The following is a 26,186-nucleotide window of genomic DNA, read 5'->3' on the forward strand; positions in this document are numbered from 1 at the left end:
CGGAGTATGTCAGCGAGGTCGTCCGCGGTCAGGTCGCAGCGACGGGCGGTCGGCCCGCCATCTTCCTCTTGTCCCATCCCTTCGCGGAGGCGCCGTGGACCAGAGCCTGTCCGCCGCTCAGCTGGAGCGCACAGTGTCGCTGCTGCGCCTCTGGCGGTGGCGGTGCCGGTACGTCCGTGGCAGTACGTGTACCGGCCACGGAGTTCGGTCCGTGACCCGGCCAACGCCCTACAAGGCCTGGCTGAGCCCACGGCTCGGGAACCTCACTCCACGCCGAGGCGGGCCTTGAGTCCGTCCAGCTCGACGCGCAGCTGGGTGGGCAGCGTGTCGCCGAACTTGGCGAACCACTCCTCGATCTGCGGGATCTCGGCCTTCCACTCCTCGGCGTCGACCTTGAGAGCCGCCTCGAGCGCGGCCTCGGTGAGGGCCAGGCCCTCGGTGTCGAGCGACTCGGGGGTGGGCACGTGGCCGATCGGCGTCTCGACCGCGGCGGCCTTGCCTTCGATGCGCTCGATCGCCCACTTCAGCACGCGGCTGTTCTCACCGAAGCCGGGCCAGAGGAAGGGGCCCCAGGAGCCGTCCGCACTCTGCTCCCGGCGGAACCAGTTCACATAGAAGATCTTCGGGAGCTTGGCCGCGTCGGCGTCCTTGCCCAGGTTGATCCAGTGCTGGAAGTAGTCGCCTGCGTTGTAGCCGATGAACGGCAGCATCGCCATCGGGTCGCGACGCACGACGCCGACGGCTCCGGTGGCGGCCGCGGTGGTCTCCGAGGACAGCGTGGCGCCCATGAACGTGCCGTGCACCCAGTCCCGGGACTCGGTCACGAGCGGAACGGTCGTCTTGCGCCGCCCCCCGAAGAAGATGGCGGAGATGGGCACGCCCTGGGGGTCGTAGTACTCCTTGGCCAGGATGTCGCACTGCTCGATCGGCGTGCAGTAGCGGCTGTTCGCGTGCGAGCTGAGGACGCCGGAGGCTCCGATCTCAGGGGTCCAGTCCTCGCCCTTCCAGCTGGTGGCATGGGCGGGAGTGTTCTCCAAGCCCTCCCACCAGATGTCGCCGTCGTCGGTCAGCGCCACGTTGGTGAACACGGAGTTGCCCTTGTTGATGGTCTTCATGGCGTTGGGGTTGGTGTGCTCGTTGGTGCCCGGGGCGACACCGAAGAAGCCGAACTCGGGGTTCACTGCGTACAGCCGGCCGTCCTCGCCGAACCGCATCCACGCGATGTCGTCACCGAGGGTCTCGACCTTCCACCCGGGGATGGTGGGGGCCAGCATGGCGAGGTTGGTCTTGCCGCACGCGCTCGGGAACGCGGCAGCGACGTAGTAGACCTGCTGTTCGGGCGAGACGAGCTTGAGGATGAGCATGTGCTCGGCGAGCCAGCCTTCGTCGCGCGCCATCACGCTGGCGATGCGCAGGGAGTAGCACTTCTTGCCGAGCAGGGCGTTGCCGCCGTAGCCGGACCCGTACGACCAGATCATCCGCTCCTCGGGGAACTGGACGATGTACTTCTCGGGGTTGCAGGGCCATTTCACGTCCTGCTGCCCGGGCTCCAAAGGTGCGCCCACGGAGTGCAGCGCCGGGACGTACTTTGCGTCCTCGCCGAGCTCCTCGATGCGGCGAAGCACGTTGACCCCGGTGCGGGCCATGACGCGCATCGACACCACGACATACTCGGAGTCGGTGATCTCGACCCCGAACATCGGGTTCTCGGCGTTCAGGTGACCCATGACGAAGGGGATGACGTACATCGTCCGGCCCTTCATGCAGCCGGCGTACAAGCCCCGCATCAGGTCCTTCATCTCGCCGGGGGCCATCCAGTTGTTGGTCGGCCCGGAGTCCTTCTCCTCGACAGAGCAGATGAAGGTGCGGTCCTCGACACGGGCGACGTCGGTGGGGTCGGAGGCGGCGTAGAAGCTGTTCGGCTTCTTCTGCTCGTCCAGGCGCACGAACGTGCCGGCTGCGACGAGCTTGTCGGTGAGGCGCGCCCACTCCTGGTCCGAGCCGGTCACCCACTCGATGCGGTCGGGCGTCGTCATCGCCGCCACCTCGTCGACCCATGCCTGCAGGCCTGCATGTGTGGTGCCGCCCACCCGCTCGTTCGTCTGCTGCGTCGCCTCGGTCGTCATTCTGATCGGCCGTCCCTTTCGTCCCGGGCGAGGCCCGTGGATCAATGAGGTCATGCGTCCATGCCGCGCTGGCCTTGTCCCAGAGGGTGAACGCTCCTGATCTGGTCACCGTACGCTGGGCAACTCGCCGGTAGGTACCACGAACGGTCGAGACGACTCGTGAGACGGCTCACAGCCGGCGCTCGCCGTGCAGCGCGCTGCGAGGTTCTTGCACTCACTGCAAGAACCACACGGAAAGCGTTGCGCTCCTTGCTAATTGGTATGCGGTCGCTCACCACGGTCGCCGTCGCGCCTCCACCCGCGGGTGGCATGCGGCACCCTGATTTCGCCGCCGACGGTCCACCCGGTAGTCTTTCCCGTCGTTGCTCTGGGCGATCCTCGGGGCAGCATCCGCGCCCGTAGCTCAACGGATAGAGCATCTGACTACGGATCAGAAGGTTAGGGGTTCGAATCCCTTCGGGCGCACTCTGTGTTGAGACAGACGGTTGGGGCCCTGACCTGCGGAGACGCGGTCGGGGCCTTACTCGTCGCCGACGCTGATCGGGCCCGTTGGGGCACTCCATGGGCCCAAGAATGGGCCCAACAATTGAGAACCAGGGGCGCGAGTCGGCCGTGGAGACTGGATGTGTGCTCCAGTCATGTCGCGCCGCATTCGGACGCAGAACCGTCCTCCCAAGTGACCACCAGACGTCGCCAGGGTGGCCTATGTCGGGCATGAAGACCGCAACCGCACACTGGACCACCGAGGACACCCAGCCAACCCTTCTGTTGACGCTTGGCGAGGTCGCATCGCATCTGCGGTGTACCCGCCGCAGCGTCGAGCGTGAAGTAGCGCGCCATCACCTACGCGTCGTTCGCATCGGCCGTTCCGTGCGCGTCGAGCGACGCGAGCTCAACCGCTACCTCAAGTCTCTGAGCGCCCCCGATGAAGGGTAGGCGCCGACTCTCAGCCGAGGAGACCACCTCGTCCAAGTACCGGGGTAAGGACGGTCGCTGGCACGCGCGGGTGACCATGGGGACGCGACTAGATGGCCGTCCTGATCGCAAGCACATCAGTCGAAGTGCCAAGGGCGATCTGGACCGGGCAGTTCGCGCGCTGGAACGGTCCCGCGACACCGGCCAGTACACATGGACCGAGTCCGACCCGACCCTGGGTCAGTGGCTGGAGCACTGGCTCGAGAACGTCCTGCCCTCCACGGTGCGGTGGAAGACGCTGTCAACGTACCGAAGCCAGATGGGAGTGCACATCGTTCCTGCTTTGGGTTCCATTCGACTCAGCTCGTTGCGCCCGGAAACCCTTGAAAAACACTATCGGCGAATGCTGGAGGCCGGCAACTCGGCCAGCTTGGTCCACGCGGTCCACCGTGTGCTCCGATCCGGGCTGAACGAAGCGGTTCGGCGGCAGCGTCTTGCATCGAACCCAGCCATGATCGCTCGACCGCCCCGCATGCCCAGGCACGAGGTCCAACCGCTCACCAGGGACGAGTGCGTGGCGGTCCTTGGCGCCGCTCGAACTCGCAGAAACGCTGCACGCTGGTCAGTCGCGCTGTCTCTTGGTCTACGTCAGGGCGAGGCCCTCGGTATCCAGTGGTCCGACATCGACTTCGACAACGGCACCTTGCGGATCCAGCGAGCCGTGCAGCGTCAAACCTGGGAGCACGGGTGCCGCCTCGCAGCTGGCGGTTCCCAGCCCTCATGCGGCCGGAAGCGCGGGGCTGACTGTCCAAATCGGCGAAATGGGGGCATCCGCCTGGTGGAGACAAAAACCAACGCCTCCAGGCGCTCCATCTCCCTGCCCCCACCCTTGGTGCAAGAACTGCGGCTGCACCGTCGTGACCAGGCGCAGGAAGGCCTTCGTGTGGGTCCCGCCTGGGCGAGGGCTCTGGATCTGACCTTCCCCGACGAAGTGGGTCGCCCGATGGACCCAGCTCGCGACTGGCGTGAGTGGAAGGCGATTTTGAGAGCTTCAGGTGTGCGTGATGCGCGACTGCACGACGCGCGGCACACTGCCGCGACCCTCCTGCTGGTGCAGGGCGTGGACCTTCGAACAGTCATGGCCATCATGGGATGGACGGAAATGGCGACTGCGCAGCGGTACGCCCATGCGGTGGACGAGCTTCGGGTGGAGGCAGCCCGACGGATGGGTGCCGCGCTGTGGCCTGGAAATCCGAGCCAGGACGTCAGCCTGCATCTCCAGGGCTAGGGTCGGGCGCCAGTTCCCCGAGGCGTTGATGCCGGATCTGGCAAGACTCCGCAGCGCTCGGCCAATAGGGTGTGCCGCGATGCCCTCCATTCCCGTCGTTGACCCCAGGGCTTTGCGCTCCGCCCGGGAGAGGGCTGGACTTACTCAGCATGAGCTCGCGCGGTTGATCGGCGTAGCTGGTGGAGAGCGGGTTTCGCGTTGGGAGAGAGGTGCCTCGGAGCCGCGTCCGGAGGTTCTCCACCGGATCGCAGAGGTCCTCGAGGTGCAAGCTCAGAGTCTCCTGATCCCATCGGATAGGGAACCAGACCTGAGGCGGTTGCGGGTTCTCGCCGGCCTAAGCGCGCGACAGGTGGCGAAACGTTCGCACATGTCCCTCCCCACCTATGCGCGGTGGGAATCGGGTCAGATCGACCGGTTGCCATCCCAGTCGGCTTTGGACGCCCTGGCCGAAATCTTGGGCGTCAAACGGGCCGAGGTGGCGGCTGCGCTCAGGTCTACTCGGCGCGACGCAGAGTGAACAGGCCGGCGGTCGTGTGCTGGTCGAGGAGCACGATGTTGCCGACGATCTCTACCGTCATCCAGCCGCCTCCCTCGGCGGCGAGCCGCAGCTGCCCGGTGGTCCGACCGGTCCGCAGCGAGTCCGAGAGCATCTGGGCTGCCCGCTGGTCCTCGGGGTGGATCCACCTCGGGTCGGGGTGGGCTGGGTCGATGGTCCAGTGCAGATGGGGGAGCGGGTCGTCGAGCCAGCGCAGGATGCGAAGGTTCTTCAGGTTGAACAGAGCCCGGTGCTCACCGGGCTGGGCCATGCTCTCAAGCACGCGGTGTTCGAGGACTGCAGGGGGAGGGGCGGCCGGGGTCGCCTCGGCCGGGCCGATGTCGTGGGTGATTCCTCGCAGAACCACCTCAGTCTTGCCTCGTCGGCTCTCTGCCACGGCGCGGCAGGAGAGATGGCCGGCTCGCATCTGCCCGTCGTCGCGTCGGATTGCCCACACGGCCTGGTGCTCGTCGCCCGGCCGGGATCGGATGAGCAGGGCTAACGCCGCGGCGTCGTCAGTGTTCGGAACGAGGCGGGTGAATGCCTCGGCGGTAGCCCGCTCGGTTTGCCGATGCTCCGGCGCGACGCCGTAGAGGTCGAGCAGGTCGTCGCTGCCGCCGATGGTGTCGGGTGGTTAGGTTGAAATGCCAGGCACCGGCAGGGTCGCGTTGCGGCGGCTCATCGTCGGCCCGACCGACCCACGTCCAGACGCCGTGAACGTCGCCACGGTAGGAAAGCAATGGGTCGGCCACGATCCGGCGCTGATAGTCACGGGTAAGGAACTCCTCGCGGGAGCCCGCCGCGACCACCTTGGCCACTGCCGCCTCCACCGCCTGCAGCGATCGTCCACGGCCAAGGATCGTGGCCAGCGGCACCATGCGCTTTGGCGTCGCACCCACGCCAATCACGCTCGGCGGGCGGTCGCCGCCGAACGTTTCGATCAGTAGCCAACGATCCGACATCGGAGGCGCCTCCAGCCACGGTGCGTATCGGTAAGAGTCTAGGCGGGCCCGGTGCCAAGGCGCCGAGTCAGAACCTGGTAGTGGGCGCCGGTGAGCCTGGCCAGGGCGTCGGCGGTACGCGCGTCCGCGCCAACGATGATGCGGCGGCGACCCCTGGCCGAGCCGCGGAGGATCGCACGAGCGGTCGCCTCGGGCGAGGTTCGCGCGATCAGATCGTCGAACCGCTCCTGTATCCCCGCCCGGTCCGCCGTCGACGCGTAGAGGCCATTGCGCATGATGTCGGTGCGGACGCCGCCGGGGTAGGCACAGCTGACCTTGACATGCGGGGGAGCCTCCTGTTGCAGGGCTTCGGTGAAGCCCCTCACGGCGAACTTGGCGGCGTTGTACGCGCTGTAGCCACCCACACCCACCAGTCCGAAGGCGCTCGAGACGTTGACGATGCGCGCGGCGGGAGTGCTCGACAGTGCTGGTAGGAAGGCGTGGCAACAGGCGATGGTGCCGAGGAGGTCGACCTGGACAACCCGCCGCACGTCATCGAGATCTGAGTCGACGAGCCGTCCAGCATGGATCACCCCAGCCAGGTTGAACAGGGCGTCTGGGGCACCGAGATCGTCGATGACTTCCCGCCTCATCCTGGTCACGGCGCGGTTGTCGGCGACGTCGACCTCCCACTGCACGACTACGGCGCCGCGTGACTCACAGCGCGCCGCTGTGGCGGAAAGTGCGGCCGCATTGTTGTCCACGAGCGCCAGAGCGCACCCCGACTCGGCGAGCTGCATGGCCAAGGTGGCGCCGATGCCTCCGCCCGCGCCCGTCACAACGGCAAGATGCGGACGCCATCGCTCCCGAGCTCTGGATACCGGCCGAAACATGGAATATCCTTCCCCCACTGCGCCCGGGACGCTCTGCTCTCGGGATGGGCCAGCGCTAGGAGCCCATCGGCCTGGTCCCCTGCAACATAGCCGCGATCCGCGCCCGCCTTCACGCTGGCCCGGACAGACGCCAGGGGACAGCACGTTGAACGCAGCGTTTGCCATCCGCAAACACGCCGCTCAGGCAAACGCGCCGTTTCGAACTACCCCATGTGAGATAGATGCACTAGTCTCTTTATCTCGAAGTCGGCCACTACTGTCCGTCAGTGAGGCCACAACGGGCCTAAGCCGAATGAGATCGAGGAGAAAGCAGATGACGACCCGAAGCCGAGCCCGCGCGATCGGTCTGGCAGTGAGCTTGGCGGCAGTGGTTCTGACATCGGCCTGCAACGACCCCAAGCCACCTGCGACGACCTTAACCACCGGCACCACCTCCGCGGCCACGTCGACGACCAGCACGACGTCGACGCCGACACCTCTGACTCCCGCCGAGAAGGACATCAAGTCGGCGGAGCAGACGATCGGCCGCTACTGGAAGGTCCTCGACGAGCTGGCCGCCGACCCGAAGAAGAGCCTAAACCTCGTCGCCACAGTTGCACGCGACCAAGCAGCGAATCAGTCGCGGATCGAGCTAGGAACCCTGCAAGCTCACGGCTGGAAGCAGATCGGCCAGTCGGTGGTGCAGTCGTCAACGGCCACGACGAAGGACGGCAAGACCTTCGCCGTGACGGCGTGCATTGACCTCTCCAAGGTCAATGTCATCGACAAGGCCGGCAAGTCTGTCGTGAAGCCAGGGCGCCCGGATCGTCAGCAGTACACGTACACCGTCGTGAAGGCGCCACAGGGGTTCTTCGTCACGATTGACACGCTGAAGGGCAAACCATGCTGAAGCGGTTGGCGGTCGTCGCACTGGCCGTGGCAGGGGTTCTCGGGGGAGCAACGCCCGCACTGGCAGCGGATGCACCGATCAGCTGCCCTCCCGGAACGATTCCCTCTCCGAGAACGGGGGAGTGCATCATCGTCGTCGCGGATCCCGGCGATGGGGGTGACCCTGGCGGCGGTGGTGGGAGCGGTGGAGGCGACCAGCCCGTCGATCTGCCAACGTGCACCTGGACTCTGACATCTCCGACGAAGGAGGTGCCCTGCTCGACATCTCATGGATGGTGGGTTCAGTCCCAGCAGTGCTACGCCAAGGCGTTGCAGCCACAGCCGCCATTCAGTGACCCAGCTTGGGGCGGCCGCACGACCGGCCAGGTCTACGCATGCACGAGGCCAGTGCTCGGCGGCGGTCCGTTCGCGTTTGTCACCTTTTGGATCTGGCTGGCCACCCCACCGAATGGTGCGCCGCCGGATCCGCGTGTACTGACGCGGCGGGCGATCGCGCGGATGAACCTCCACGCCATCAACATCGGCATCGTGCCCGAGCCCGGTCCGGGAAGCATTGGGATCATCGGGATGCCGACGTGGATGTGGGCTCAGAACCCTGGGGCGACCACGTGGGGGCCGCAAACCCAGTCCGCGTCGGCAGGTGGCTTCACCGTCACGGCAACAGCGAAGGCTCAGCGCACGGTTTGGGCTATGGGCGACGGCGCCACCGTCACGTGCACCGGGCCAGGCACACCGTATGCCGACTCCTACGGCAAGCAGTCGTCCCCGACCTGCGGGCACACCTACACCGGCCAGGGCACCTACACGGTGCGGGCCACGACGTACTGGATCGTCACTTGGGCCGGGATCGGCCTGAGAGGCACGATCCCGTTGGACTTCACCGACACGACCACGATCACCATGGGCGAAGCCCAGGTGCTGACCAACTGAGCAGCTCGAGGAGGACCGATGACGATGACCACCGAGACGGCCGACTCCGCCGCTGTGAGCGAGGGACGAGGCACGCGACCGGTCCGCCGGCGTCGAGTCAAGAGCGGCGCCGACGGCGGTCAGGCGTCCGTGACGCCGGCACCGAAGCTTCGTCGCCGACCGGTGTTGGTCGCCGCGTCGGTTGCGGCCGTCATCCTCGGCGCACTGCTGGGGGCATGGACGTGGTCGTCGACGAGCAACACCCACGAGGTGGTGGCCCTGCGCCAGACCGTCACCCGCGGGGAGACGATCACGCGAGGCGACCTGATGACGGTTCAGGTGGCACTGGATCCCGCGCTGAAGACCATACCGGGCGATCGCCTGGGCAGCCTCGTGGGCCAGCGTGCGGCAATGGACATGGCCGCCGGCAGCCTGGTCACCGCTGCGGACGTGACCACCACGGTCCTCCCCGGGAAGGGCATGTCCGTGGTGGGGGTCGCGCTGCCGCCCTCGCTGATGCCCGGAGAGACCTTGCTCGCCGGCGACCAGGTGCGCATCGTGGCAACCCCGGGCCAGCAGGGTGACGTGGGACAAGAGCCGCCCGCGGCCATCTCCGCGACCGTCGTCGGTCTCTACCCCGACGGTGAGAACGGGCAGACGGTGGTTTCCCTCGAGGTGCCGTATGAGCAGGCCGCCGAGTTGGCGGCTCGGGCGGCAACCGGCAAGGTGGCGCTGGTCCTGGACAGCCGGGAGCGCTGAGCCATGGCCCTGATCGTGCTGTTCTCCGCCTCCGGGTCGCCCGGGGTCACAGCCTCGACCCTGGGGCTGGCCCTGACATGGTCCCGGCCGGTGCTGCTGGTCGAAGGCGACCCGACAGGCGGGTCCGCTGTCTTCGCCGGCTACCTGCGTGCCGAGTCGGCGCCGACCAACTCGCTGATCGATCTGGCGCTAGCGCAGCGTCACGGGCAGCTGAGCGAGGCGATCGCCCAGTCCACGCTGCGGATGCCAGGGCCACCCGGCTCGGCGGTCTCCCTGCTACCAGGCACCCGCGCGCACGGGCAAGGGCGCAGCCTGCTGCCGTTGTGGGAGACCCTGGCCGCGGAGCTGAAGGCACTGGAAGCCACGGGCCAGGACGTCATCGTCGACGCCGGACGGCTCGGCCTGGCCGGGAGCCCGGAGCCTCTCATCTACGCGGCGGATCTGGCCCTGATGGTGACCAGGACCGACTTGGTGTCCCTGTCGGCGGCACGGTCGTGGGCCGAGACCCTGCGAACCGGATTCCAAGGAGTCGGCGGGACGTCGTCGCTGGGCTTGCTGCTCGTGGGGGAGGGGCAGCCCTACCCTGCCCGCGACGTCCAGAAGGTCCTGCAGATCCCGGTGATCGCCTCCGTGGCCTGGGACCCCGCGGCCGCCGACGTGTTCGCCAAGGGAGCCCAGGCCCCGCGCCGATTCGACTCCTCCCGCCTCGTCCGCAGCCTCGCCGCGGCGCGGACCTCGATCCAGTCCGCGGTGACCACCAACCGCGGCCAGCTCGCCACGCAGATCGTCGGGGGGACCGGATGACGAACGACAACAGTGCTGCCCGCGAGCCGCGCAACCACCCCACGGACCCGGCATCCCTTCCGTTGTTCGCCGCGCCACCGCCGGACCGCCGGACCGCCGGCCGCCCGGGCAGGGTGCGGGGATCGTTCTCGATGTCACCATCCGCCGACCTGGCACCGACCGTGTCGCGCCCGCTCACCCCCACAGAGCCTGACGGCGCCGACCAGGACATGCCCCGCATCCACCGGCACGGCTCCGACATCGACTGGGGCCTGGTCACCGCCCTGCGGGGACAGGCCTCGGACCGGCTCAGTGCGGGCCTTGGGGAGGACCGGGGCCACCTGAGCTCGGCCGCGCAGCGTGAGCGCGGTCGAGCGATCATCCTCGACCTGCTCAACAGCGAGCACGACGAGCGGGTCAGCGCCGGCCAGGATGCCTGGAACGCCGCCGAGCAGGACGCTTTGGCCAAGGCCATCGACGACTCCCTGTTCGGGCTCGGGCGACTGCAACCGCTAGTCGACGACCACCGGGTCGAGAACATCCTGATCTTCGGCTGCGACTCGGTGTTCCTCGAGCTCACCGACGGCCGCGTGATCCCCGGGCCACCCGTGGCTGACTCGGATCAGGAGCTGATCGACTTCCTGGTCTTCCTGGCCTCGCGCTCGGAGGTCAACGCGCGGCCGTTCTCGGAGGGGCAGCCGAGGCTGCACCTGCGTCTGGACGGCGGTGCACGGCTGGCCGCGGCGGCATGGGTCACACCTCGTCCATCGGTGGTCATCCGGCGGCACCGGCTGCGCAGGGTCACCCTGGCCGACCTGGTCGACCGGGGGACGCTCACGGAGCTGGCGGCGTCGTTCCTGTCCGCGGCCGTGAAGGCCCGTCGAAGCATCGTCGTGTCCGGCGCCCAGGGGGCGGGCAAGACCACGCTCGTCCGGGCTCTGTGCGCGGAGATCCCCAAGCACGAGATCATCGGCACCTTCGAGACCGAGTACGAACTCCATTTGCACGAGCTCAAGGACCAGCACCCCTATGTCTTCCCGTGGGAGGCGCGCCCCGGCTCGGGCGAGCGGGCCGCCGACGGCAGCCAGGCCGGCGAGTTCACCCTGAGCCAAGCCCTGTTCGACAGCTTCCGGTTCGACCTGTCCCGCCAGATCGTGGGTGAGGTTCGAGGACCGGAGGTCCTGGCCATGCTCAAGGCCATGGAGTCCGGTGCGGGCTCGATCTCCACCACCCACGCCAAGAACGCTGAAGGAGCGATCGGCAAGCTGGTGACCTGCGCCATGGAGGCCGGGCCGCACATCACCCACGACTACGCCGTGCGGGCGATCGCGGCCAGCATCGACATCATCGTGCACGTCCACCTGGAGACCACCCCGATGGCCGACGGCACCGCGCAACGCTCTCGCTGGGTTACCGAGATCCTGACCCTGACCCCAGGGGAGCGGGAGAAGGGGTACGCCGTCCAGCGGGTGTTCCTCGCACCACCCGGCAGCCGGGAGGCCGAGCCTGCGGTCCTGCCCGATGAGTACCGGGAGCTCGCCGGGTGGGGCTTCGCCCTCGAGGAGTTCTACGGGCGCAGCGAGGCCGCCTCATGACCCCGCTGGTCCCGGCCGTGGCCGGAGCGCTGGTCGTCGCCGGCCTGCTGGGGGTCGTCGCCGGCCTACGGTCTCGCCCCGCTCCGCCCCCGGCACCCCAACGCAGTGCCATCGTCAAGGGCGCCGCGCTGGGACGGCTCGCGGCGCTGGACCGGCGCACCCGGCTGCTACTTGCCGCGGGTGCGGCGGTGGGCGTCGCGGTCGCACTGCTCACCGGCTGGATCATCGCGATCCCGCTCGTGCCGGCGGCGGCCGCCGGCGTGCCCGTCCTGCTGTCCGCCCCACCCTCGGCCAGCAAGATCCACCGGCTCGAGGCGATGGAGGAGTGGACCCGTTCCCTGTCGGGCATCCTCACCGCCGGCGTCGGCCTCGAGCAGGCACTGATCTCCACCCTCCGCTCAACCCCTGAGGCGATCCGGCCCGAGGTCAGCCGCCTTGCGTCACGGCTCCGTGCCCGGTGGGCCACCGAAGACGCCCTGCGCGCCTTCGCCGACGAGCTCGACGACGCCACGGGCGACCTGATCGCCGGCAACCTCATCCTCGCTGCTCGGCGCCGGGGCGCCGGCGTGGCCAGCGTCCTGGAAGCCCTCGCTGAGTCCACCGCAGCCGACGTCGCCGCCAGGCGAGAGATCGAGGCGGACCGGGCCAAGCCGCGGTCGACCGCGCGTTGGGTCACCCTGATCACGATCTCCGTTCTCGGTGTCCTGGCCTTGACCGGGGACTACGTCCGCCCCTACGGGACCCCGATCGGGCAGATGCTGCTGGTGCTGCTGCTCGGCCTGTACGTCGCGACCTTGCTGTGGATGCGCACGATGTCGACCGGGAAGCCGCTGCCCAGGTTCATCGGGTCCGCCGCCAGGCAGGCAGCCCGATGATGGCCACCGGTCTGCAGCTGGCGATGACCGCAGGCGCCCTCATCGGTCTCGGGGTGGCGCTGCTGGTCTGGCGTCTGACCCCCGCAGACCCCGATCTGGGCGACGCGCTCGGGCGGCTGTCACCCGAGCACGCCAAGCGGGCCGTCGAGGCCCTTCACCCGGCCAGCGACACCCGCGAACGGTTGGGCGTCTGGGGGATGAAGACCCTGCCGGCCGGCGCCTGGGGCACCACCCCGGTCCAGGAGCTGGCGATCCTGCGGATTCCCGTCAGCCGCTACTACGGCGAGAAGATCATGTTCGCCCTGCTCGGCCTGGCCATCCCGCCCTTGCTGACCACCTTCTTCACCCTCCTCGGGGCACGCCTGCCCATCTTCATCCCCGCCGTCGCGACGCTCGGTCTGGCCACCGTGATGTTCTTCCTGCCCAACTACAACGTCCGCGACGACGCGAAGAAGGCACGGGCCGAGTTCAGCCGCGGCCTCGGCGCCTACATCGACTTCGTGGCGCTCGAGCGCAACTCCGGCGCCGGGCCCCGCCAGGCCATGGAGGTGGCCGCCGGCGTCGGCGACTCCTGGGTGTTCCGCCGCCTCGGCGAGGAGCTTGCCCGCACCCGGTGGTCCGGGCTGACCCCATGGGATGCCCTGCACGGTCTGGCCCTCGAGCTGGGGCTCCCCGAGCTCGACGACCTGGCCGACATCATGCGCCTGTCCGGGGAGGAGGGCGCCCAGATCTACCGCAGCCTGCGCGCCCGCTCCGCAGGGATGCGCAGCGCAATGCTCGCCGCCGAGAAAGCAAGGCCAACGAGGTCGGCGAAAAGATGTCCATCCCGATGAGCCTGCTGGGGGTGATCTTCTTGGCCATCCTCGTCGCACCGGCCCTGCTGCGCGTGACCGCCGGCAGCACCTGAAGACCTCACCAGCCGGTCAGTACCCACTGAACCACCCAACCGCCCGGGGCATTAGCCCCGACCAGACCACGGGGAGAGAAACCCTATGACCTACCTCTCAGCAACACTGCACACCCTCGGCGTCCAGATGCGCGACACCGCCATCCGCAAGGCGACCAAGGACCCCGAGCGCGGCTCGGTGACGATTGAGAACGTCATCTGGGCGGTGGCCGTCATCGGCATCGTCGGAATCGTCGTCCTCGCGATCACCAACTACGTGCGCACCAAGGCCGCAGAGATCCGGTAACCCTCGCATGCGCCGGCCCCGGAGGTTCGTGTTCCTTGACCGCTGGACAGCGGTCAGGGAACACGACCGTGGATCGACCTCGATCCAAATGGTGCTGCTGATGCCGGCGCTGTTCGCGGTGATGTTCCTCGGCATGCAAGCTGCCCTCCTCTACCACGCACGGACCGTCGCCCTGGCCGCCGCGCAAGAAGGCGTCCGGACCGCGGCCGGACTGGGCGGGTCCGGCGCGGCCGGCGCCCAAGACGCCTACGCCTTCGTCACCGCCGCCGGCGGTGACGACGTGCTCAAGGCACCCCGGGCCCGCAGCTCCCGCAGCACCACCACCGCCACCCTGACCGTCACCGGACGCTCGCTCAGCGTGATCCCCGGATGGACACCCACCGTCACCCAGAGCGCCAGCGCCCCCGTCGAGAGGATCACCCAGTGAGCCACCCACGGCGCCGGCCGCGCCTTGGGGCCGCGGAGCGCGAGCAAGGGTCGGCCGTCATCGAGGCCGCCATCGGGGCGCCTGCCTTCATGCTCTTCGTCGGGCTCATCGTGTTCGCCGGCCGGGTCGCCATCGCCAACCAGGCCGTAGGCTCGGCGGCCACCGAAGCCGCCCGCTCCGCCTCGATCTCACGGACCCAGGCCCAGGCCGCGGACACGGCAACGGCCGCGGCCACACAGGCCCTGAGCAACCAGAAGGTCAACTGCCTGCGCATGACCATCAGCGTCGACACCAGCGGCTTCGCTTCGCCCGTCGGCACCCCCGCCAGCGTCCGGGCCACCATCACCTGCGTGGTCAACCTCTCCGACCTCTCCGTACCCGGAGCACCAGGCACCCGAACCGTGTCAGCGAGCATGTCCTCGCCGCTGGACACCTACCGAGAGCGGTGAGGCCATGCACAACACCACCCCCCAGCTCGTCAGCTCGACCCGCCGTCCCACAGCCCGGCTGAGCCGCTTCCTCGGCCGAGGCCGCCGGGTCGCCGTCGCGGTCGAGCGGGGCTCCGTCACCATCTGGATCGTGACCGCCGGCTTCGTCATGATCGTCCTGGTCGGCATGGCTGTGGACCTGGGTGGCCAGGTGTACGCACAACAGCACGCCCGAGACGTGGCCCGCCAGGCAGCCCGGGCCGGCGGCCAGCAACTCCAGGCCGCACCGGCCATTCGTGGTGAAGGCGCCATCGCGGACACCTCCCGAGCAGTCCAGGCCGCCCGCACGTACCTCGCCGCCGGCGACGTCGCCGGCACCGCCCGGGTCACCGGCGGAGACACCATCGAGGTCACCACCACCGCGGTCTACACCACCAAGTTCCTGTCCATCATCGGGATCAACCACCTCACCGTGACCGGCCACGCGCAGGCAACCATCACCAGAGCACTGCAAGGGGTGCAGCGATGACACTACGAACCCGGCTCACCGCACTGATCGCAGCCCTGACCATAGTCGCCATCGTGATCGCCCTGCCGATCACCCTCCTCGCTGCCGGAGCCAACCCGCTACCCGACACCTGGCCCACCCTCGACCAGGTCGCGGCCGCGCTGACCAACCCGGACGACGGGACCCTGGCACTGGGTGCGCTCAAGGCTCTCGGGTGGGCGGCCTGGCTGTTCCTGGCCGGGTCGATCGCGCTGGAGATCCTGGCCCGGGCACGCGGCGTCCGCGCGCCGCGGCTACGCGGCCTGAACGTGCCCCAGACGGCTGCTGCGGGCCTGGTCGGCGCGGCGATCCTGCTGTTCGTGGCCGCCCCCATGACCGGCACCCCCGCCAAGGCCGCTCAGATGACGATGCAGGTGACGACCCAGGCCGTCACCACCGCGGCCGCCCGCGCAGCCACCCCCGTCACCCGCGCTCATCAGGACATACCCACGCCAGAGCCAGAGCGCGCGCGCAACACGGCCAGTCACTCCCCGGCGCAGGCCACGACGGCGAGGCCCGACCCCGCGACCGTGGAACACGTCGTCGAGCGCGGCGAAACGCTCTGGTCCCTTGCGGAGCGGTACCTGGGGGCGGGAAGCCGCTACACCGAACTGGCTGACCTGAACCGTGACGTCCTCGGACCCAACCCCGGATTCCTCACCGTAGGCGAGGTCCTCCAGGTGCCGGCCGCGGCATCGACCACCGGCGCCCACTCAGATCGACAGATTGTGGGACACGTGGTGACCGTCCACCGTCGCGACACCCTGTCGCAGATCGCCGAGGAGGAGCTCGGCGACGCGGACAGGTATCCCGAGATCTTCCAGGCATCCAAGGACACCGTGCAGCCCGACGGTCGCCACCTGAGCGACCCCGACCTGATCCTGCCCGGCTGGGAGCTCTCCATCCCGGCCGTGAAGGCAGCCGCCCCTGCGACCGCGAACGCGCAGCGCGCGCCAGCCGGCACCGAGCACCCCCGACCCGGGTCCTCCGAGCCGGCCGCCCCGGTCCAGCCGACCCCGCAGACATCTGCCCCACAGGCGGCACCGCAGTCGCCGGCCACGCCAGCGGCGGACGCGCCGTCACGCCGGCAACCAGAGCGCACCCCCGCGGCCACCAGCGGTGACACCCACCACGACTCCCACGACGATGCTGACCCCAAGCATGCGCCGTGGATGCTGGCCGGTCTGACCGGCGGGGGAGCGATGCTAGCCGGCGCCATGCTGCTGGCACTTCGCAGCCGCCGCAAAGCCCAGTTCCGGGCCCGGCGCCCGGGGCGCACCATCGCCACCCCAGAACCGCTGCTCGCACCCGTGGAGAAGACACTCACCGCGGCAGGCGGCCCAGCGAGCATCGACGTCAAGGTCATGGACGAGGCCCTGCGACGCCTCGCCGCGGAGACCGCGCCCATGCCGGAGCTGGCGGCCGTAGAGCTGGCCCAGCGAGCATTGACCCTGCACCTGTCGACCCCGACGCCACTGCAACCACCCTGGGTCGGGAGCACCGACCAGCTGCACTGGACCCTGCCCGCTGGCGCCGACCTGCGCGACGTCGGTCCGCTCACCCCCGACCAGCCCGCCCCGTACCCGCTGCTGGTCACCATCGGAGCCGGCGACGACGGGAACGTGTGGCTGCTCAACATCGAGGACCTCGACCTGAGCATCACCGGGGACGCCACGTTCGGGCGCGACTTCGCCCGGTACCTGGCCGCCGAGATCGCCTGCAACCCCTGGTCGCACGGGGTCCGCGTCGACCTGGTCGGCGTCGCACACGAGGTCGCGGCCATGAACACCGACCGCATACACGTCCACACCAGCGGTGAAGCAGATCCCGCGGCGGGGGCCCTGGCCGACGCCATCACCATGATCGACCGCAGCGCCGCGGCCGACGCCGACATCGCCACCGCCCGGGCACGCCAAGACGGCGCCGACGCATGGCCGGCGCGGCTCCTGCTGGTCGACGCGGCCGAGGACAACGAAAGCTCACCCGGTGAGTCCGCGGCGCGTGGGCTGCAACCAGCCTTGGAGCAGCTGCTTGAGACGGTCTATCAGCACCCCGGGCAGACCGGCACCTCTGTGGTCGTCCGCGGCGAGCGGGAGGGCACCCCGGGCGTGGTCCTGCGCGTCACCGGCAACGGCCGGGTCAGCCTCCCTCATGCAGGCCTCGACCTGGTGGCCGTCGGCTTGACCAGCGATGAGGCGCAAGGCTGCGCCGCCCTCTTGGCGCTGAGCGAGGACCTGGTCGACGCGCCCATGCCCGTCGATCAGCACGCCCGCGACGGGTGGCGGGCCTGGTCGGACGAGGCCGGCGCACTACGTGAGGAACACACCATCGCCCGACACGCCCCGGCCAGCGGCGACGCCCGGGCGGTCTCGCTCCTGGAGCACGACGACGAGGACTACCTGCGCAGTTGCGCCACCACGCAGGACGACCTCCAAACCCTCGCGCCCAAGGTACCCGAGCGGGTGAGCGACGCGGTCGCCGACGCAGACCCCACCCTGGACGACGACCTGGCCATGTGGTGGTCCCAGGATTGCCCGCTGCCCAGGCTGACCGTGCTCGGACCGGTCGCCGCCCGGACCCGCGGCACCCCGGTCACCAAGCGCAAGCCGTACTACACCGAGATGCTCGCGTACCTGGCCACCCGGGCACACGGCGCGACCCCGGAAGAGCTTGCCGAGGCCTTCAGCATCACCCCGGCGAAGGCCCGAGACTACGTCCGCATCGTCCGCGACTGGCTCGGCAGGAACCCGCGGACCGGCGAGGCCCACCTGCCCGACGCACGCAGGGCGCCAGCGGCGATCGCCAGAGGTGTCGGCGTGTACCAGGTTCTCGACCTGCTCGTCGACGCGAACCTGTTCCGCAGGCTCCGCGTTCGGGGGGAGTCGCGTGGTCCGGACGGCGTCGAGGACCTCCGCAAGGCGCTTCGACTGGTCCAGGGCCGGCCTTTCGATCGGCTCCGCGACGGCGGATGGTCCTTCCTGTCCGGGGGAGACCGCCTCGACCAGCACATGATCTGCGCCATCGTCGACGTCGCGCACCTCGTCACCACCTACAGCCTCCAAGCCGGAGATACCCGCCAAGCCCGGCTGGCCGCAGAGACGGCGGCCCTCGCGGCCCCCGACGAAGAGATCCCCAGACTGGACCTCGCCGCGGTCGCCGACGCCGAAGGTCACCCCGGCGAGGCAGATCGGATCCTGCGCGACGAGGTGTGCAACCGCACCGACGACGAGGACGCCCCGCCCGAACTCTCGGACCGAACCAAACGGGTCATCGCCACACGCGAATGGCACGAGCGAACCCGAAAGGCCGGCTGAGCTAGCCAGAGTGTCAGCAGCCCCAAGCCCCTCCCGCAGTGACAATCGGGTCGCGTGCGGACCCGCGTCGAACCGCCCACTAAGACACAGCTCCTCGACGCGGACGGCAGGCACCCAGCGAACGAAGGTACGCCGTCGCCCTCACAGCCCCGCGACGTCACCGCCGCGCACCTGGTCGGCCGCCCCCGACGACACGTGGTAGTAGATTCAGCCGAGCGCCAGCGGCCTGAGCAGGGCCGTGGCCATCGCGCCGAGCCCCAGCAGGGCCAGCAGGATCGCCAGCCCTGCCGAGGGCCGCGACGACTCCGTCGACCCGGCACCGCTCGGCCGGGTGCTCGCGGGGAGCGCGGAGAGGGCAGGCATCGTCACACCTCCACCTCACGCTCAGAACGACGCTCCTCGGCCGGCCAGCCGAGACCGGTTCGGGCCGGCGCGTCGGGGGTGCTCGGCCTGGGCGCGACGCCACCGGGGTCCGCCGCGCCCTGGTCCAGCCGGAACGGCGGGTAGGTGTCGGTCATCAGCGCGACGTACGCGGTCACTCGGTAGACCCATCGGTTCAGGCCGACGAGCAGGTCGAACAACGATGCGGGGTAGCGGCCGGTGAAGAGCAACAGCAGCCCGGCAGCCAGCGTCAGCGCGCCGATCAGACCACCGACGGCGAACTGGTAGCCGTGCGCGTCACCGAACTGCCACGTGCCCGCGAGCACGCCCAGCACGACCAGGTGCGGTAGTGCCAGCAGCCACGACTTGACCAGCACCCGGCCGCGCGAGAGCCGCTCGGGGTAGGTGATGTCGAGGTCGGCCGGGTAGTCGGTGTGGTCGAGGGTGAACGGCGGGTAGCGGTCGGTGCCGATCGCAGCCGTCGCGTAGAACTGCACCCGCCAGGTCCACCGCAGGATGCCGACGTTGAGGCCGAAGAGGCCACGGGGGTAGCGGCCGGTGACCAGGATCGCGAAGAACGCCACCACGGTGAGCAGCACGAAGACCAGCCATAGCAGCGCGAGGACGACGAAGTGCGGGATCGCCAGGAACCACTTGACCAGCCAGAGCCCACGGTTCAGCCGAGGGTCCTTCGCGCCGACCAGGGTCACCGGGGTGTCGGGCCGGACTGCTTCCGGAGGCTGACCGGGCGCGGCCTGGCGGGGGACCCGCGGTCCCGGCGGCCTGGCGCCATACACGACGAGCAGTGCGCCGCCGAGGATCAGGGCGCCACCCAGCAGGCCGAGGCTCCATGCCAGAGGTGTGAGCCAGCCGAGGCGTCCGCCCGCGGACAGGTCGACCGCGACCCCCGGCGAGCCGTCGACGTTCATGACCACGGCGGTGTAGGTGCCGGGCTTGAGGTCCCAGGTCAGCGCCTGGGTGCCGGGGCCGCTGTTCTGCGCGGTCCAGAACCCCTGGGCCGTGGGAGCCGCGGTCAGGTCACCGCCGGTGCCACGCCGGGTCAGCGAGTAGTCGAACGGGTCGATGCGCAGGTCGCTGATCTCGTCGTAGGACGCGCTGCCCAGGTAGCGCGCAACGTCGGCGCTCGGTGCGATCCCGATGAAGACGGCTCTTGCGCCCTCGGACCGGGCGCTCAGCCGCACGGTGGCAAGGTGACGGTCGGCCCACCAGTCGTCGGGGCCGGCCTCGCCGAGGTTCACGACCTCGCTGGAGAGGGCCACCGTCTCGGTGGTGAGCTGCTCGGTCGGGGTGCTGAAGAATCCGTCGTCGTCGCGCTGGGTGGCCATCGCCCAGCCGAGGCCGAGGCCTCCGAGCAGCAGCGGGAAGCCCACGAGCGCGAGCAGGATGCCGATGATGAGGGGGACCCGGCGGTTCCTGCGTGAACCGGTGCGGCCTGGTTCAGGTGGTGGGGTGTAGGTGGTCATGGTTGTGGTCTCCTTTCTCGTCGCCAGGCGACGTCATGGCCGCGGCGCTAAGCCGATCCACCACGAAACGGCGATGTCTGGAACGCACAGATGAGTGTCGGACAGCGCCGCCCGTGTGTGACTACTTGACCTCGGAGCGGCGCAGGGACAGCAGCCAGAAGACGAGGGGAAGGACGATCCAGATCGTCGTGGTCGAGCCGAGCATCGCCCACTCCTTGACAGTGTTCGTGGCGCCATCGAGGAGCGCCACCTGCGTGTAGTGCCAGTCGATCCACGGCTGCAGGTCCTCGAACCCCGAACGCACCTGAGCCAGGAGCGCGAGGATGCCCGGCATGACCAGTGAAGCGACGAAGTAGCCCACGATCGCGGCCGCGGAGTTGCGCAGCACGACACCGAGGGCGAAGCCGAAGGCCATGCCAACCAGGTTGTAGAGCACCATCTGGAGTGCCATGGACAACGAAACGTCCCACGCGGTGTCGACGCCTGCGAGTGCGGACCCGGCCAAGTTGCCGAGGGCGCCCACCGCAAAGGCGACGGAGACGGCGCCGAGGCCCACCAGGAGGGTCGCGATCGCCTTGGCGCCGATCACGCGGCCTCGGCTCGGCACCAGCGTGAACGTCGTGAGCCCACTTCGCTGGCTCCACTCACCCGTGACGGCCAGGATCGCGATGATCGGCAAGATCACCGACATCGGGAACCCGCTCGCCCTCACAAAGTTCTGGTAGGTCACGTCGCTGTTAAGGCCGAAGACGAGGAGCGACCCGGCCGAGATGGGCGACAGGACGCCGATGCTGATGAGCATCCAGAATCCCGAGCGGGTGTTGAACATCTTGCGCAGCTCGACCTTGACGAGTCGGCTGGTCGGGATGGGCTGCGCGGTCCGTCGGGCCGGCTCGGCCTCGATGGTGTCGGGAGGGACGATCGTGGCGGTCATGCCGCAACTCCTTCGCGTTGGGTGTCGGCAGTGAGCGACAAGAACATGTCTTCGAGGCCGGCGCCCTCGGCGGACCGGAGGTCGGTGAGGGCGATGCCAGCTGTCAGGGCTACGGCCCCGACCCGAGCGGGATCGGCGTCCGTACGGACCGAGCCGTCGCTGGCGAGCGTGCTGGGGATCCCCGCCTGTTCGAGGGCGTGCGCGAGGTCGCGCGGTGACGTCGAGCGGGCGAGCGTCCCGGCCGCGACGAGGAGCTCTTCCTTGCTGCCGGCCGCGACGATCTTGCCGTTGCCGATCACGACCAGGTCATCGGCGATGACCTCGATCTCGTGGAGCAGGTGGGAGGACAACAGCACGGTGCCGCCCTGGCTGGCGAAGTTCGTCAGCAGGTCGCGCATCCACCGGATCCCCGCGGGGTCGAGCCCGTTGGCGGGCTCGTCGAGGATCAGCACCTTGGGGTCCCCGAGGAGTGCGGTGGCGATGCCGAGGCGTTGACGCATCCCGAGGGAGTAGTTGCGCACTCGGCGCTTGGCCTCGGTGGGGGTCAGGCTGACGAGCTCGATCATCTCCTCGACACGGGTGCGGGGCAGGCCCATGGTGTCGGCGGCAACGGTGAGGATCTCGCGTCCGGTGCGGCCGGCGTGCTGGGCGGAGGCGTCCAGGAGGACGCCCACCTCGAGGCCGGGGTTGGGGAGGTTGGCGAACCGCTCTCCGTTGATGGTCGCGGTGCCGGACGTGGGGGCGGTCAGGCCGACCATGACGCGCATCGTGGTGGACTTGCCGGCGCCGTTCGGGCCGAGGAAGCCGGTGACGCGGCCGGGCAGGGCGGTGAAGGAGACGTTGTCGACGGCGGTGAAGCCGGCGTACCTCCGGGTCAGTGACTCAACAGTGATCATGTGACAACCCTCGCCGCGTCCCGGCGTGCGCACATCGGCGTCGAGGCCGCACCCTCCTCGCCCATTGGAAGGAGCTAGGAGGAGGGGGGCTCGTTCTTTCGGTCGGTCCCCGAGGCCTCGGTGGTCCCTAGGCTGGGCGGGTGGTCACCAACGCCCTCCGCTCGCTATGGGCCGAGCCCCGCGCGGCCGACGCTCCCGACCGGATGTGGCGCGACTGGGTGCTGGTCGGGGTGGTCATGGTGACGGCGCTGCTCGAGGGGGTCTTCCGGGACGATGTCGCCTGGCGGCCGTTCGCGACGATCGTAGCTGTGGGCCTCGCGCCGGTGCTGTTCTGGCGGCGTACCCAGCCGTTGGCCTGTGTCGTGGTGGGCTTCGGCACCGCGATGGCGTTGGGACTGGCGACCCTGGCGGGCGGGCCCCGCAGTGTGGGGCTCCCCTCGCTGATCTACATCCTGGTGCTCGTCTACGCGCTGGTCCGCTGGGGCTCAGGGCGCGAGATCGTGATCGGGCTGACGGTGGTGCTGGTCGCTGCGGTCATCGGTACGGTCGCCGACTACACCGGCCCGTCCGACTTCGTCGGCGGGTTCGGCATCCTGACAGCTGCAGCAGCAGGCGGAGCGGCGTTCCGCTACCGCGCTGAGAGCTGGCGCCGGGCGTTGGACCAGGTCCGCAGCCAGGAGCGGGTTGGCCTCGCGCGCGAGCTGCACGACATGGTTGCCCACCACGTCTCGGCGATCGCGGTGCAGGCGCAGGCGGGCCGGGCGATGGCCGGACAGCGACCCGAAGCGGGGCTCGAGGCGCTGGCGGTCATCGAAGGGGAAGCATCGCGAACGCTCGCGGAGATGCGGGCGATGGTCCGTGTGCTGCGCGAGGGAGCGCCGGCGGAGTACACCCCCCAGCCCGGCGTTGCCGACCTGGTGTCGCTCGCCCGCCGCGAACCGGTGCCGGTCGTCGACGTGGAGGTGCCGGGTGACCTAGGCGAACTTCCGCTCCAGGTCGACGCGGCGGTCTACCGGCTGGCGCAAGAGGCGCTGACGAACGCCCTGCGGCACGCCCGCAACGCCTCGCGCGTGGAGATCCGGGTCGGTGAGGGTGGGGGAAGGCTGCGACTACACGTGACCGACGACGGACAGATAGATCCGGCGCGGGCGTCGAACCACGGCTTCGGGCTGCTGGGGATGACCGAGCGCGTGCAGCTGCTCGGCGGCACACTACGTGCCGGGCCGACGCCTGGGGGCGGGTGGACGGTCGACGCCGAGCTGCCGACGGAGGTCCGCCGATGACGGTGCGAGTGCTGGTGGCCGACGACCAGGATCTGGTGCGTACCGGGCTGTCCATGATCCTGGACGCCCAGCCCGACATCGAGGTCGTCGGTCAGGCCGCCGACGGCCACGCCGCGGTCGAGCTGGCGCGTCGGCTCCACCCCGACGTGTGCCTGGTCGACATCCGGATGCCCGGGCTCGACGGCATCGAGGTGACTGAGCTCCTCGCCGGGCGGGGCGTCCCGGACCCTATGGCGGTGGTGGTGATCACGACCTTCGACCTCGACGAGTACGTCCACGGCGCGCTCCGGGCCGGCGCCCGAGGCTTTCTGCTCAAGGACGCCGGGCCGGAGCTGCTCGTCCAGGCCGTGCATGCCGCCGCCGTCGGCGATGCCCTGATCGCGCCGAACATCACCCGGCGGCTGCTGTCCACCTTAGCCGCCAGGGGACTGTCGAAACGACGTGCTCAACCGATCGAGCCGCTCACCGAACGCGAGGAGGAGGTGCTGGCGCTGGTCGCCCGAGGCCGCACGAACGCCGAGATCGCCGCCGACCTTTTCATCGGCCTGACGACCGCCAAGACCCACGTCGCGAGCCTGCTGACCAAGATCGGCGCCCGCAACAGGGTCGAGATCGCGATGTGGGCCTACGACACCGGCCGGGTGGGGGACTGACGCCGCCGTCCAAGGACTCGGAGAAGCCGTTCCGCCAAGGAAGCAGGATTCGATGAACGCGGTCTCGTCAAGGAGATGCGGCGCCAGCCGCGCATCGCGTGTGCGGTGAGCTGGGTGCCGTTGTCCATCCCGATATTCGCCAGTCAACACCCGGTTTCCGTGATCAGTTCTTCCAACACCACGCGGGTGTCGCCGGGGATCCGTTGGTCGGCAGCCGACATGAGGCTGGCCGCGTAGTGAGTCTTTTCGCCGCCAAAGGTTGGCGATCACTGGTAGGGGTCGGTGATCTTCCGTAGGTCGGTGAGGGCTTCGCGCAGCAACTGCATGCGCTCAGTGCCGAGGTGTGCGCGCCATTCCCTTTCGATGCGGTCCTCCTCAGCGCGGGCATGCGGGATGGCCTTCTTCGCGCGGGAGGTCATGCGCACCAGGCGGGCCCGGCCGTCCGTGGGATCGGCAACGCGCTCTACGTAGCCAGCACGTTCGAGCTTGTCGACCAGGGCTGTCGCCGTCTGCTTGGCGATCTGGGCGCGTTCGGCGAGCACGCTCAGCCGGGTCCCCTCGGGATCGATGCCCATCATGAGCCGGCTCTGGGCGATCGTTAGGTCGCCGAAGCCCTGCTTTTGGAGCGCCTCGAAGATGCGGTTCGCGGCCGATCGCGAGGAGATGAACATCAGCAGGCTCGCCGGCAGTTCGCGCTCCATGTGACCTCTTCCCATAGTCCTATCAACGAACTATAATAGTTCGCTGCTAGGACTAGTTCTACCTCGGAGGCGTCATGGCCGCGACACGCGACACGGTGGTCGACTTTGGTTCGACCCGGTGTGCCCCTACTCCTGGACTGCCTCGCGCTGGCTTCACGAGGTGGGCCAGCGCAGGCCGCTGACCGTGCACCACCACGTCCTGAGCCTCTACCTGTTGAACCAGGAGCGCACCGACATCGCGGCGGAGTATCGCCATAACGTCGAGACGAGCCGCGGACCTGCCAAGGTGGCAACTGCCGTGGTGACACGATGCGGCCCCAAGGCACTCATCGACTTCTACACCGCCTTCGGCAGGCGGGTCTTCGACGTATGGCGCCGACCCACCGCTGGGGAGTATCACGAGGTGATCGCTGCTGCCCTCACCGAAGTGGGGCTGCCGGCCGACCTGGAGGACGCCATGGAGTCCGATGAGTACGACGAGGCCCTGCGCACCAGCCATGACGTTGGGGTGGGTCTGGTCGGCAGCGACGTGGGGACGCCCATCACGTCCATCGAGGGCGTCGCCTTCTTCGGCCCGGTCCTCAACGCCATCCCTCGGGGCCGGCGCGCAGTCCAAGTATTCGAGGGCGCGCGGCTTCTCGCGGGCTATCCGCAGTTCTTTGAGCTCAAGCGCACCCGGGTCCAACCCCCGGTCTTCACCTGAAGGAGGAAGAGATGGCAACTCTGACCGCCACCGACGCAGACGCCCTGTGGGCGGGGGTCGACGACCAACGAGGCCGGACCGCCGCACTGCTCGAAGGCCTCACACCCGAGCAATGGGAGCACCCGTCGCTGTGCGAGGGCTGGACCGTGCGACACGTCGCCGCGCACCTCACCATGCAGCAGCAAAGAGTGCGCGATGCGATGGGCTTCATCAGCCGTCATCCGCGAATTCTGCGGAGCATGCCGTTGAACACCTTCATCCACGACGCCGGCGTCATGCAGGCGCAGGCCATGTCCACCGAGCAAATCGTCGCGGCCATCAGGAACGGCATGGGATCACGTCGACACAATCCCGGGCTCACCCCCCTGGAGACGCTGACCGACATCCTCGTCCACAGCCAGGACATCGCCATTCCCCTCGGCCTGCACCTGCCCATGCCGCCCGCACTGGGCGCCCTGGCCGCTACCCGTCGGTGGGACACCCGCGACACCTGGCTCGCCAGCGTCAACCACCGACTGCCATGGGCCAACTGCCGGCTCACCGCCACCGACACCGACTGGAGCCGCGGCCAAGGACCCGAGGCGGCTGGCCCGATCGGCGCCATCCTGCTCCTGCTCACCGGCAGGACCGCCGCTCTAGAACAGCTCGCCGGCAAAGGCGCGGACGCCCTCCGTCTCACCCAGACCCGATCCGCGTAAACGGACGGCACCGACGCTCACGCATGACCACGATCGG

General features: G+C 69.2%; 28 protein-coding genes and 1 tRNA gene. 20 read left to right on the forward strand and 9 right to left on the reverse strand.

Annotated features, from left to right (window positions below):
- Positions 1 to 263: 263 nt before the first annotated feature.
- Entirely contained in the window at positions 264 to 2,126 is a 1,863-nt protein-coding gene (locus tag PHA84_RS14765) for a phosphoenolpyruvate carboxykinase (GTP) (RefSeq protein WP_270888883.1), read from the reverse strand.
- A gap of 392 nt (positions 2,127 to 2,518) precedes the next feature.
- Here PHA84_RS14765 and PHA84_RS14770 point away from each other — a divergent pair.
- The 4 genes from PHA84_RS14770 to PHA84_RS20815 all read left to right on the forward strand — a co-directional run bounded on the left by PHA84_RS14770 (position 2,519) and on the right by PHA84_RS20815 (position 4,846).
- Positions 2,519 to 2,591 (forward strand) — tRNA-Arg (locus PHA84_RS14770).
- A gap of 240 nt (positions 2,592 to 2,831) precedes the next feature.
- Positions 2,832 to 3,062 (forward strand): helix-turn-helix domain-containing protein, encoded by a 231-nt coding sequence (locus PHA84_RS14775; RefSeq protein WP_270888884.1) that lies wholly within the window; start codon positions 2,832 to 2,834, stop codon positions 3,060 to 3,062.
- 76 nt (positions 3,063 to 3,138) lie between these two features.
- Positions 3,139 to 4,329 carry a tyrosine-type recombinase/integrase gene (locus PHA84_RS20810; protein ID WP_442952908.1) on the forward strand — a complete coding sequence of 397 codons (1,191 nt, stop codon included), beginning with the start codon at positions 3,139 to 3,141 and terminating at the stop codon, positions 4,327 to 4,329.
- A 79-nt stretch (positions 4,330 to 4,408) separates the two neighbouring features.
- Positions 4,409 to 4,846 carry a helix-turn-helix domain-containing protein gene (locus PHA84_RS20815; RefSeq protein ID WP_442952902.1) on the forward strand — a complete coding sequence of 146 codons (438 nt, stop codon included), beginning with the start codon at positions 4,409 to 4,411 and terminating at the stop codon, positions 4,844 to 4,846.
- Here PHA84_RS20815 and PHA84_RS14785 read toward each other — a convergent pair.
- The 3 genes from PHA84_RS14785 to PHA84_RS14795 form a co-directional block, all read right to left on the reverse strand.
- Positions 4,824 to 5,231, reverse strand: a complete 408-nt coding sequence (locus PHA84_RS14785; RefSeq protein ID WP_270888885.1) for a hypothetical protein — start codon at positions 5,229 to 5,231, stop codon at positions 4,824 to 4,826. The genes PHA84_RS20815 and PHA84_RS14785 overlap by 23 nt on opposite strands.
- A 148-nt stretch (positions 5,232 to 5,379) precedes the next feature.
- Entirely contained in the window at positions 5,380 to 5,826 is a 447-nt protein-coding gene (locus tag PHA84_RS14790) for a GAF domain-containing protein (RefSeq protein WP_270888886.1), read from the reverse strand.
- A gap of 38 nt (positions 5,827 to 5,864) precedes the next feature.
- On the reverse strand, positions 5,865 to 6,644 hold the full coding sequence (locus PHA84_RS14795) for an SDR family NAD(P)-dependent oxidoreductase (protein ID WP_270888887.1): 780 nt from the start codon (positions 6,642 to 6,644) through the stop codon (positions 5,865 to 5,867).
- Positions 6,645 to 7,011: 367 nt separating this feature from the next.
- Between PHA84_RS14795 and PHA84_RS14800 the strand changes: the two genes are divergently transcribed.
- The 12 genes from PHA84_RS14800 (at position 7,012) to PHA84_RS14855 (ending at position 18,416) form a co-directional block, all read left to right on the forward strand.
- Positions 7,012 to 7,587 carry a hypothetical protein gene (locus PHA84_RS14800; protein WP_270888888.1) on the forward strand — a complete coding sequence of 192 codons (576 nt, stop codon included), beginning with the start codon at positions 7,012 to 7,014 and terminating at the stop codon, positions 7,585 to 7,587.
- A gap of 497 nt (positions 7,588 to 8,084) precedes the next feature.
- Entirely contained in the window at positions 8,085 to 8,516 is a 432-nt protein-coding gene (locus tag PHA84_RS14805) for a hypothetical protein (protein ID WP_270888889.1), read from the forward strand.
- 18 nt (positions 8,517 to 8,534) lie between these two features.
- Positions 8,535 to 9,254: an SAF domain-containing protein gene (locus PHA84_RS14810; RefSeq protein WP_270888890.1), complete on the forward strand. Its 720-nt coding sequence runs from the start codon at positions 8,535 to 8,537 to the stop codon at positions 9,252 to 9,254.
- Positions 9,255 to 9,257: 3 nt separating this feature from the next.
- Complete coding sequence (locus PHA84_RS14815) at positions 9,258 to 10,058, forward strand: MinD/ParA family ATP-binding protein (RefSeq protein ID WP_270888891.1); 801 nt, start codon at positions 9,258 to 9,260, stop codon at positions 10,056 to 10,058.
- Complete coding sequence (locus PHA84_RS14820) at positions 10,055 to 11,632, forward strand: CpaF family protein (protein ID WP_270888892.1); 1,578 nt, start codon at positions 10,055 to 10,057, stop codon at positions 11,630 to 11,632. Before PHA84_RS14815 ends, PHA84_RS14820 begins: the two co-directional genes overlap by 4 nt.
- Positions 11,629 to 12,507 (forward strand): type II secretion system F family protein, encoded by an 879-nt coding sequence (locus PHA84_RS14825; protein WP_270888893.1) that lies wholly within the window; start codon positions 11,629 to 11,631, stop codon positions 12,505 to 12,507. Before PHA84_RS14820 ends, PHA84_RS14825 begins: the two co-directional genes overlap by 4 nt.
- A complete protein-coding gene (locus PHA84_RS14830; RefSeq protein WP_270888894.1) occupies positions 12,504 to 13,340 on the forward strand; it encodes a hypothetical protein in 837 nt (278 codons plus the stop codon). The genes PHA84_RS14825 and PHA84_RS14830 overlap by 4 nt, the downstream gene beginning before the upstream one ends.
- A gap of 159 nt (positions 13,341 to 13,499) precedes the next feature.
- The gene (locus tag PHA84_RS14835; RefSeq protein ID WP_270888895.1) at positions 13,500 to 13,700 is read left to right on the forward strand and encodes a hypothetical protein; all 201 of its coding nucleotides are present in this window, start codon (positions 13,500 to 13,502) and stop codon (positions 13,698 to 13,700) included.
- 100 nt (positions 13,701 to 13,800) lie between these two features.
- Positions 13,801 to 14,127: a TadE family protein gene (locus PHA84_RS14840; RefSeq protein ID WP_442952904.1), complete on the forward strand. Its 327-nt coding sequence runs from the start codon at positions 13,801 to 13,803 to the stop codon at positions 14,125 to 14,127.
- Positions 14,124 to 14,576, forward strand: coding sequence for a TadE/TadG family type IV pilus assembly protein (locus PHA84_RS14845; RefSeq protein WP_270888897.1), 453 nt, complete (start codon positions 14,124 to 14,126; stop codon positions 14,574 to 14,576). Before PHA84_RS14840 ends, PHA84_RS14845 begins: the two co-directional genes overlap by 4 nt.
- 4 nt (positions 14,577 to 14,580) lie before the next feature.
- Positions 14,581 to 15,084, forward strand: a complete 504-nt coding sequence (locus PHA84_RS14850; RefSeq protein WP_270888898.1) for a TadE/TadG family type IV pilus assembly protein — start codon at positions 14,581 to 14,583, stop codon at positions 15,082 to 15,084.
- Positions 15,081 to 18,416, forward strand: a complete 3,336-nt coding sequence (locus PHA84_RS14855) for a LysM peptidoglycan-binding domain-containing protein (protein ID WP_270888899.1) — start codon at positions 15,081 to 15,083, stop codon at positions 18,414 to 18,416. The genes PHA84_RS14850 and PHA84_RS14855 overlap by 4 nt, the downstream gene beginning before the upstream one ends.
- Before the next feature lie 207 nt (positions 18,417 to 18,623).
- On the opposite strand, the gene PHA84_RS14860 is transcribed toward PHA84_RS14855, so the two are convergent.
- From PHA84_RS14860 to PHA84_RS14875, 4 genes are all read right to left on the reverse strand, one after another.
- The gene (locus tag PHA84_RS14860; protein ID WP_270888900.1) at positions 18,624 to 18,785 is read right to left on the reverse strand and encodes a hypothetical protein; all 162 of its coding nucleotides are present in this window, start codon (positions 18,783 to 18,785) and stop codon (positions 18,624 to 18,626) included.
- Positions 18,782 to 20,281 (reverse strand): DUF4389 domain-containing protein, encoded by a 1,500-nt coding sequence (locus PHA84_RS14865; RefSeq protein WP_270888901.1) that lies wholly within the window; start codon positions 20,279 to 20,281, stop codon positions 18,782 to 18,784. The genes PHA84_RS14860 and PHA84_RS14865 overlap by 4 nt, the downstream gene beginning before the upstream one ends.
- A 121-nt stretch (positions 20,282 to 20,402) precedes the next feature.
- Positions 20,403 to 21,215 carry an ABC transporter permease subunit gene (locus PHA84_RS14870; protein WP_270888902.1) on the reverse strand — a complete coding sequence of 271 codons (813 nt, stop codon included), beginning with the start codon at positions 21,213 to 21,215 and terminating at the stop codon, positions 20,403 to 20,405.
- The gene (locus tag PHA84_RS14875) at positions 21,212 to 22,111 is read right to left on the reverse strand and encodes an ABC transporter ATP-binding protein (RefSeq protein ID WP_270888903.1); all 900 of its coding nucleotides are present in this window, start codon (positions 22,109 to 22,111) and stop codon (positions 21,212 to 21,214) included. Before PHA84_RS14875 ends, PHA84_RS14870 begins: the two co-directional genes overlap by 4 nt.
- Positions 22,112 to 22,251: 140 nt before the next feature.
- On the opposite strand from PHA84_RS14875, the gene PHA84_RS14880 reads away from it, so the two are divergent.
- Together PHA84_RS14880 and PHA84_RS14885 are read left to right on the forward strand one after the other, a co-directional pair.
- Positions 22,252 to 23,394 carry a sensor histidine kinase gene (locus tag PHA84_RS14880; RefSeq protein ID WP_270888904.1) on the forward strand — a complete coding sequence of 381 codons (1,143 nt, stop codon included), beginning with the start codon at positions 22,252 to 22,254 and terminating at the stop codon, positions 23,392 to 23,394.
- Positions 23,391 to 24,047 carry a response regulator gene (locus tag PHA84_RS14885; RefSeq protein ID WP_270888905.1) on the forward strand — a complete coding sequence of 219 codons (657 nt, stop codon included), beginning with the start codon at positions 23,391 to 23,393 and terminating at the stop codon, positions 24,045 to 24,047. The genes PHA84_RS14880 and PHA84_RS14885 overlap by 4 nt, the downstream gene beginning before the upstream one ends.
- A gap of 266 nt (positions 24,048 to 24,313) precedes the next feature.
- Here PHA84_RS14885 and PHA84_RS14890 read toward each other — a convergent pair whose 3' ends face one another.
- The gene (locus PHA84_RS14890) at positions 24,314 to 24,748 is read right to left on the reverse strand and encodes a MarR family winged helix-turn-helix transcriptional regulator (RefSeq protein WP_270888906.1); all 435 of its coding nucleotides are present in this window, start codon (positions 24,746 to 24,748) and stop codon (positions 24,314 to 24,316) included.
- A 118-nt stretch (positions 24,749 to 24,866) separates the two neighbouring features.
- Between PHA84_RS14890 and PHA84_RS14895 the strand changes: the two genes are divergently transcribed.
- Both PHA84_RS14895 and PHA84_RS14900 read left to right on the forward strand, forming a co-directional pair.
- The gene (locus tag PHA84_RS14895; RefSeq protein WP_270888907.1) at positions 24,867 to 25,451 is read left to right on the forward strand and encodes a mycothiol-dependent nitroreductase Rv2466c family protein; all 585 of its coding nucleotides are present in this window, start codon (positions 24,867 to 24,869) and stop codon (positions 25,449 to 25,451) included.
- An 11-nt stretch (positions 25,452 to 25,462) separates the two neighbouring features.
- Positions 25,463 to 26,149 (forward strand): maleylpyruvate isomerase family mycothiol-dependent enzyme, encoded by a 687-nt coding sequence (locus PHA84_RS14900; RefSeq protein ID WP_270888908.1) that lies wholly within the window; start codon positions 25,463 to 25,465, stop codon positions 26,147 to 26,149.
- The last annotated feature ends 37 nt before the right edge of the window (positions 26,150 to 26,186 follow it).

Source organism: Pedococcus sp. 5OH_020 (assembly GCF_027812955.1).
Classification (GTDB): Bacteria; Actinomycetota; Actinomycetes; order Actinomycetales; family Dermatophilaceae; genus Pedococcus.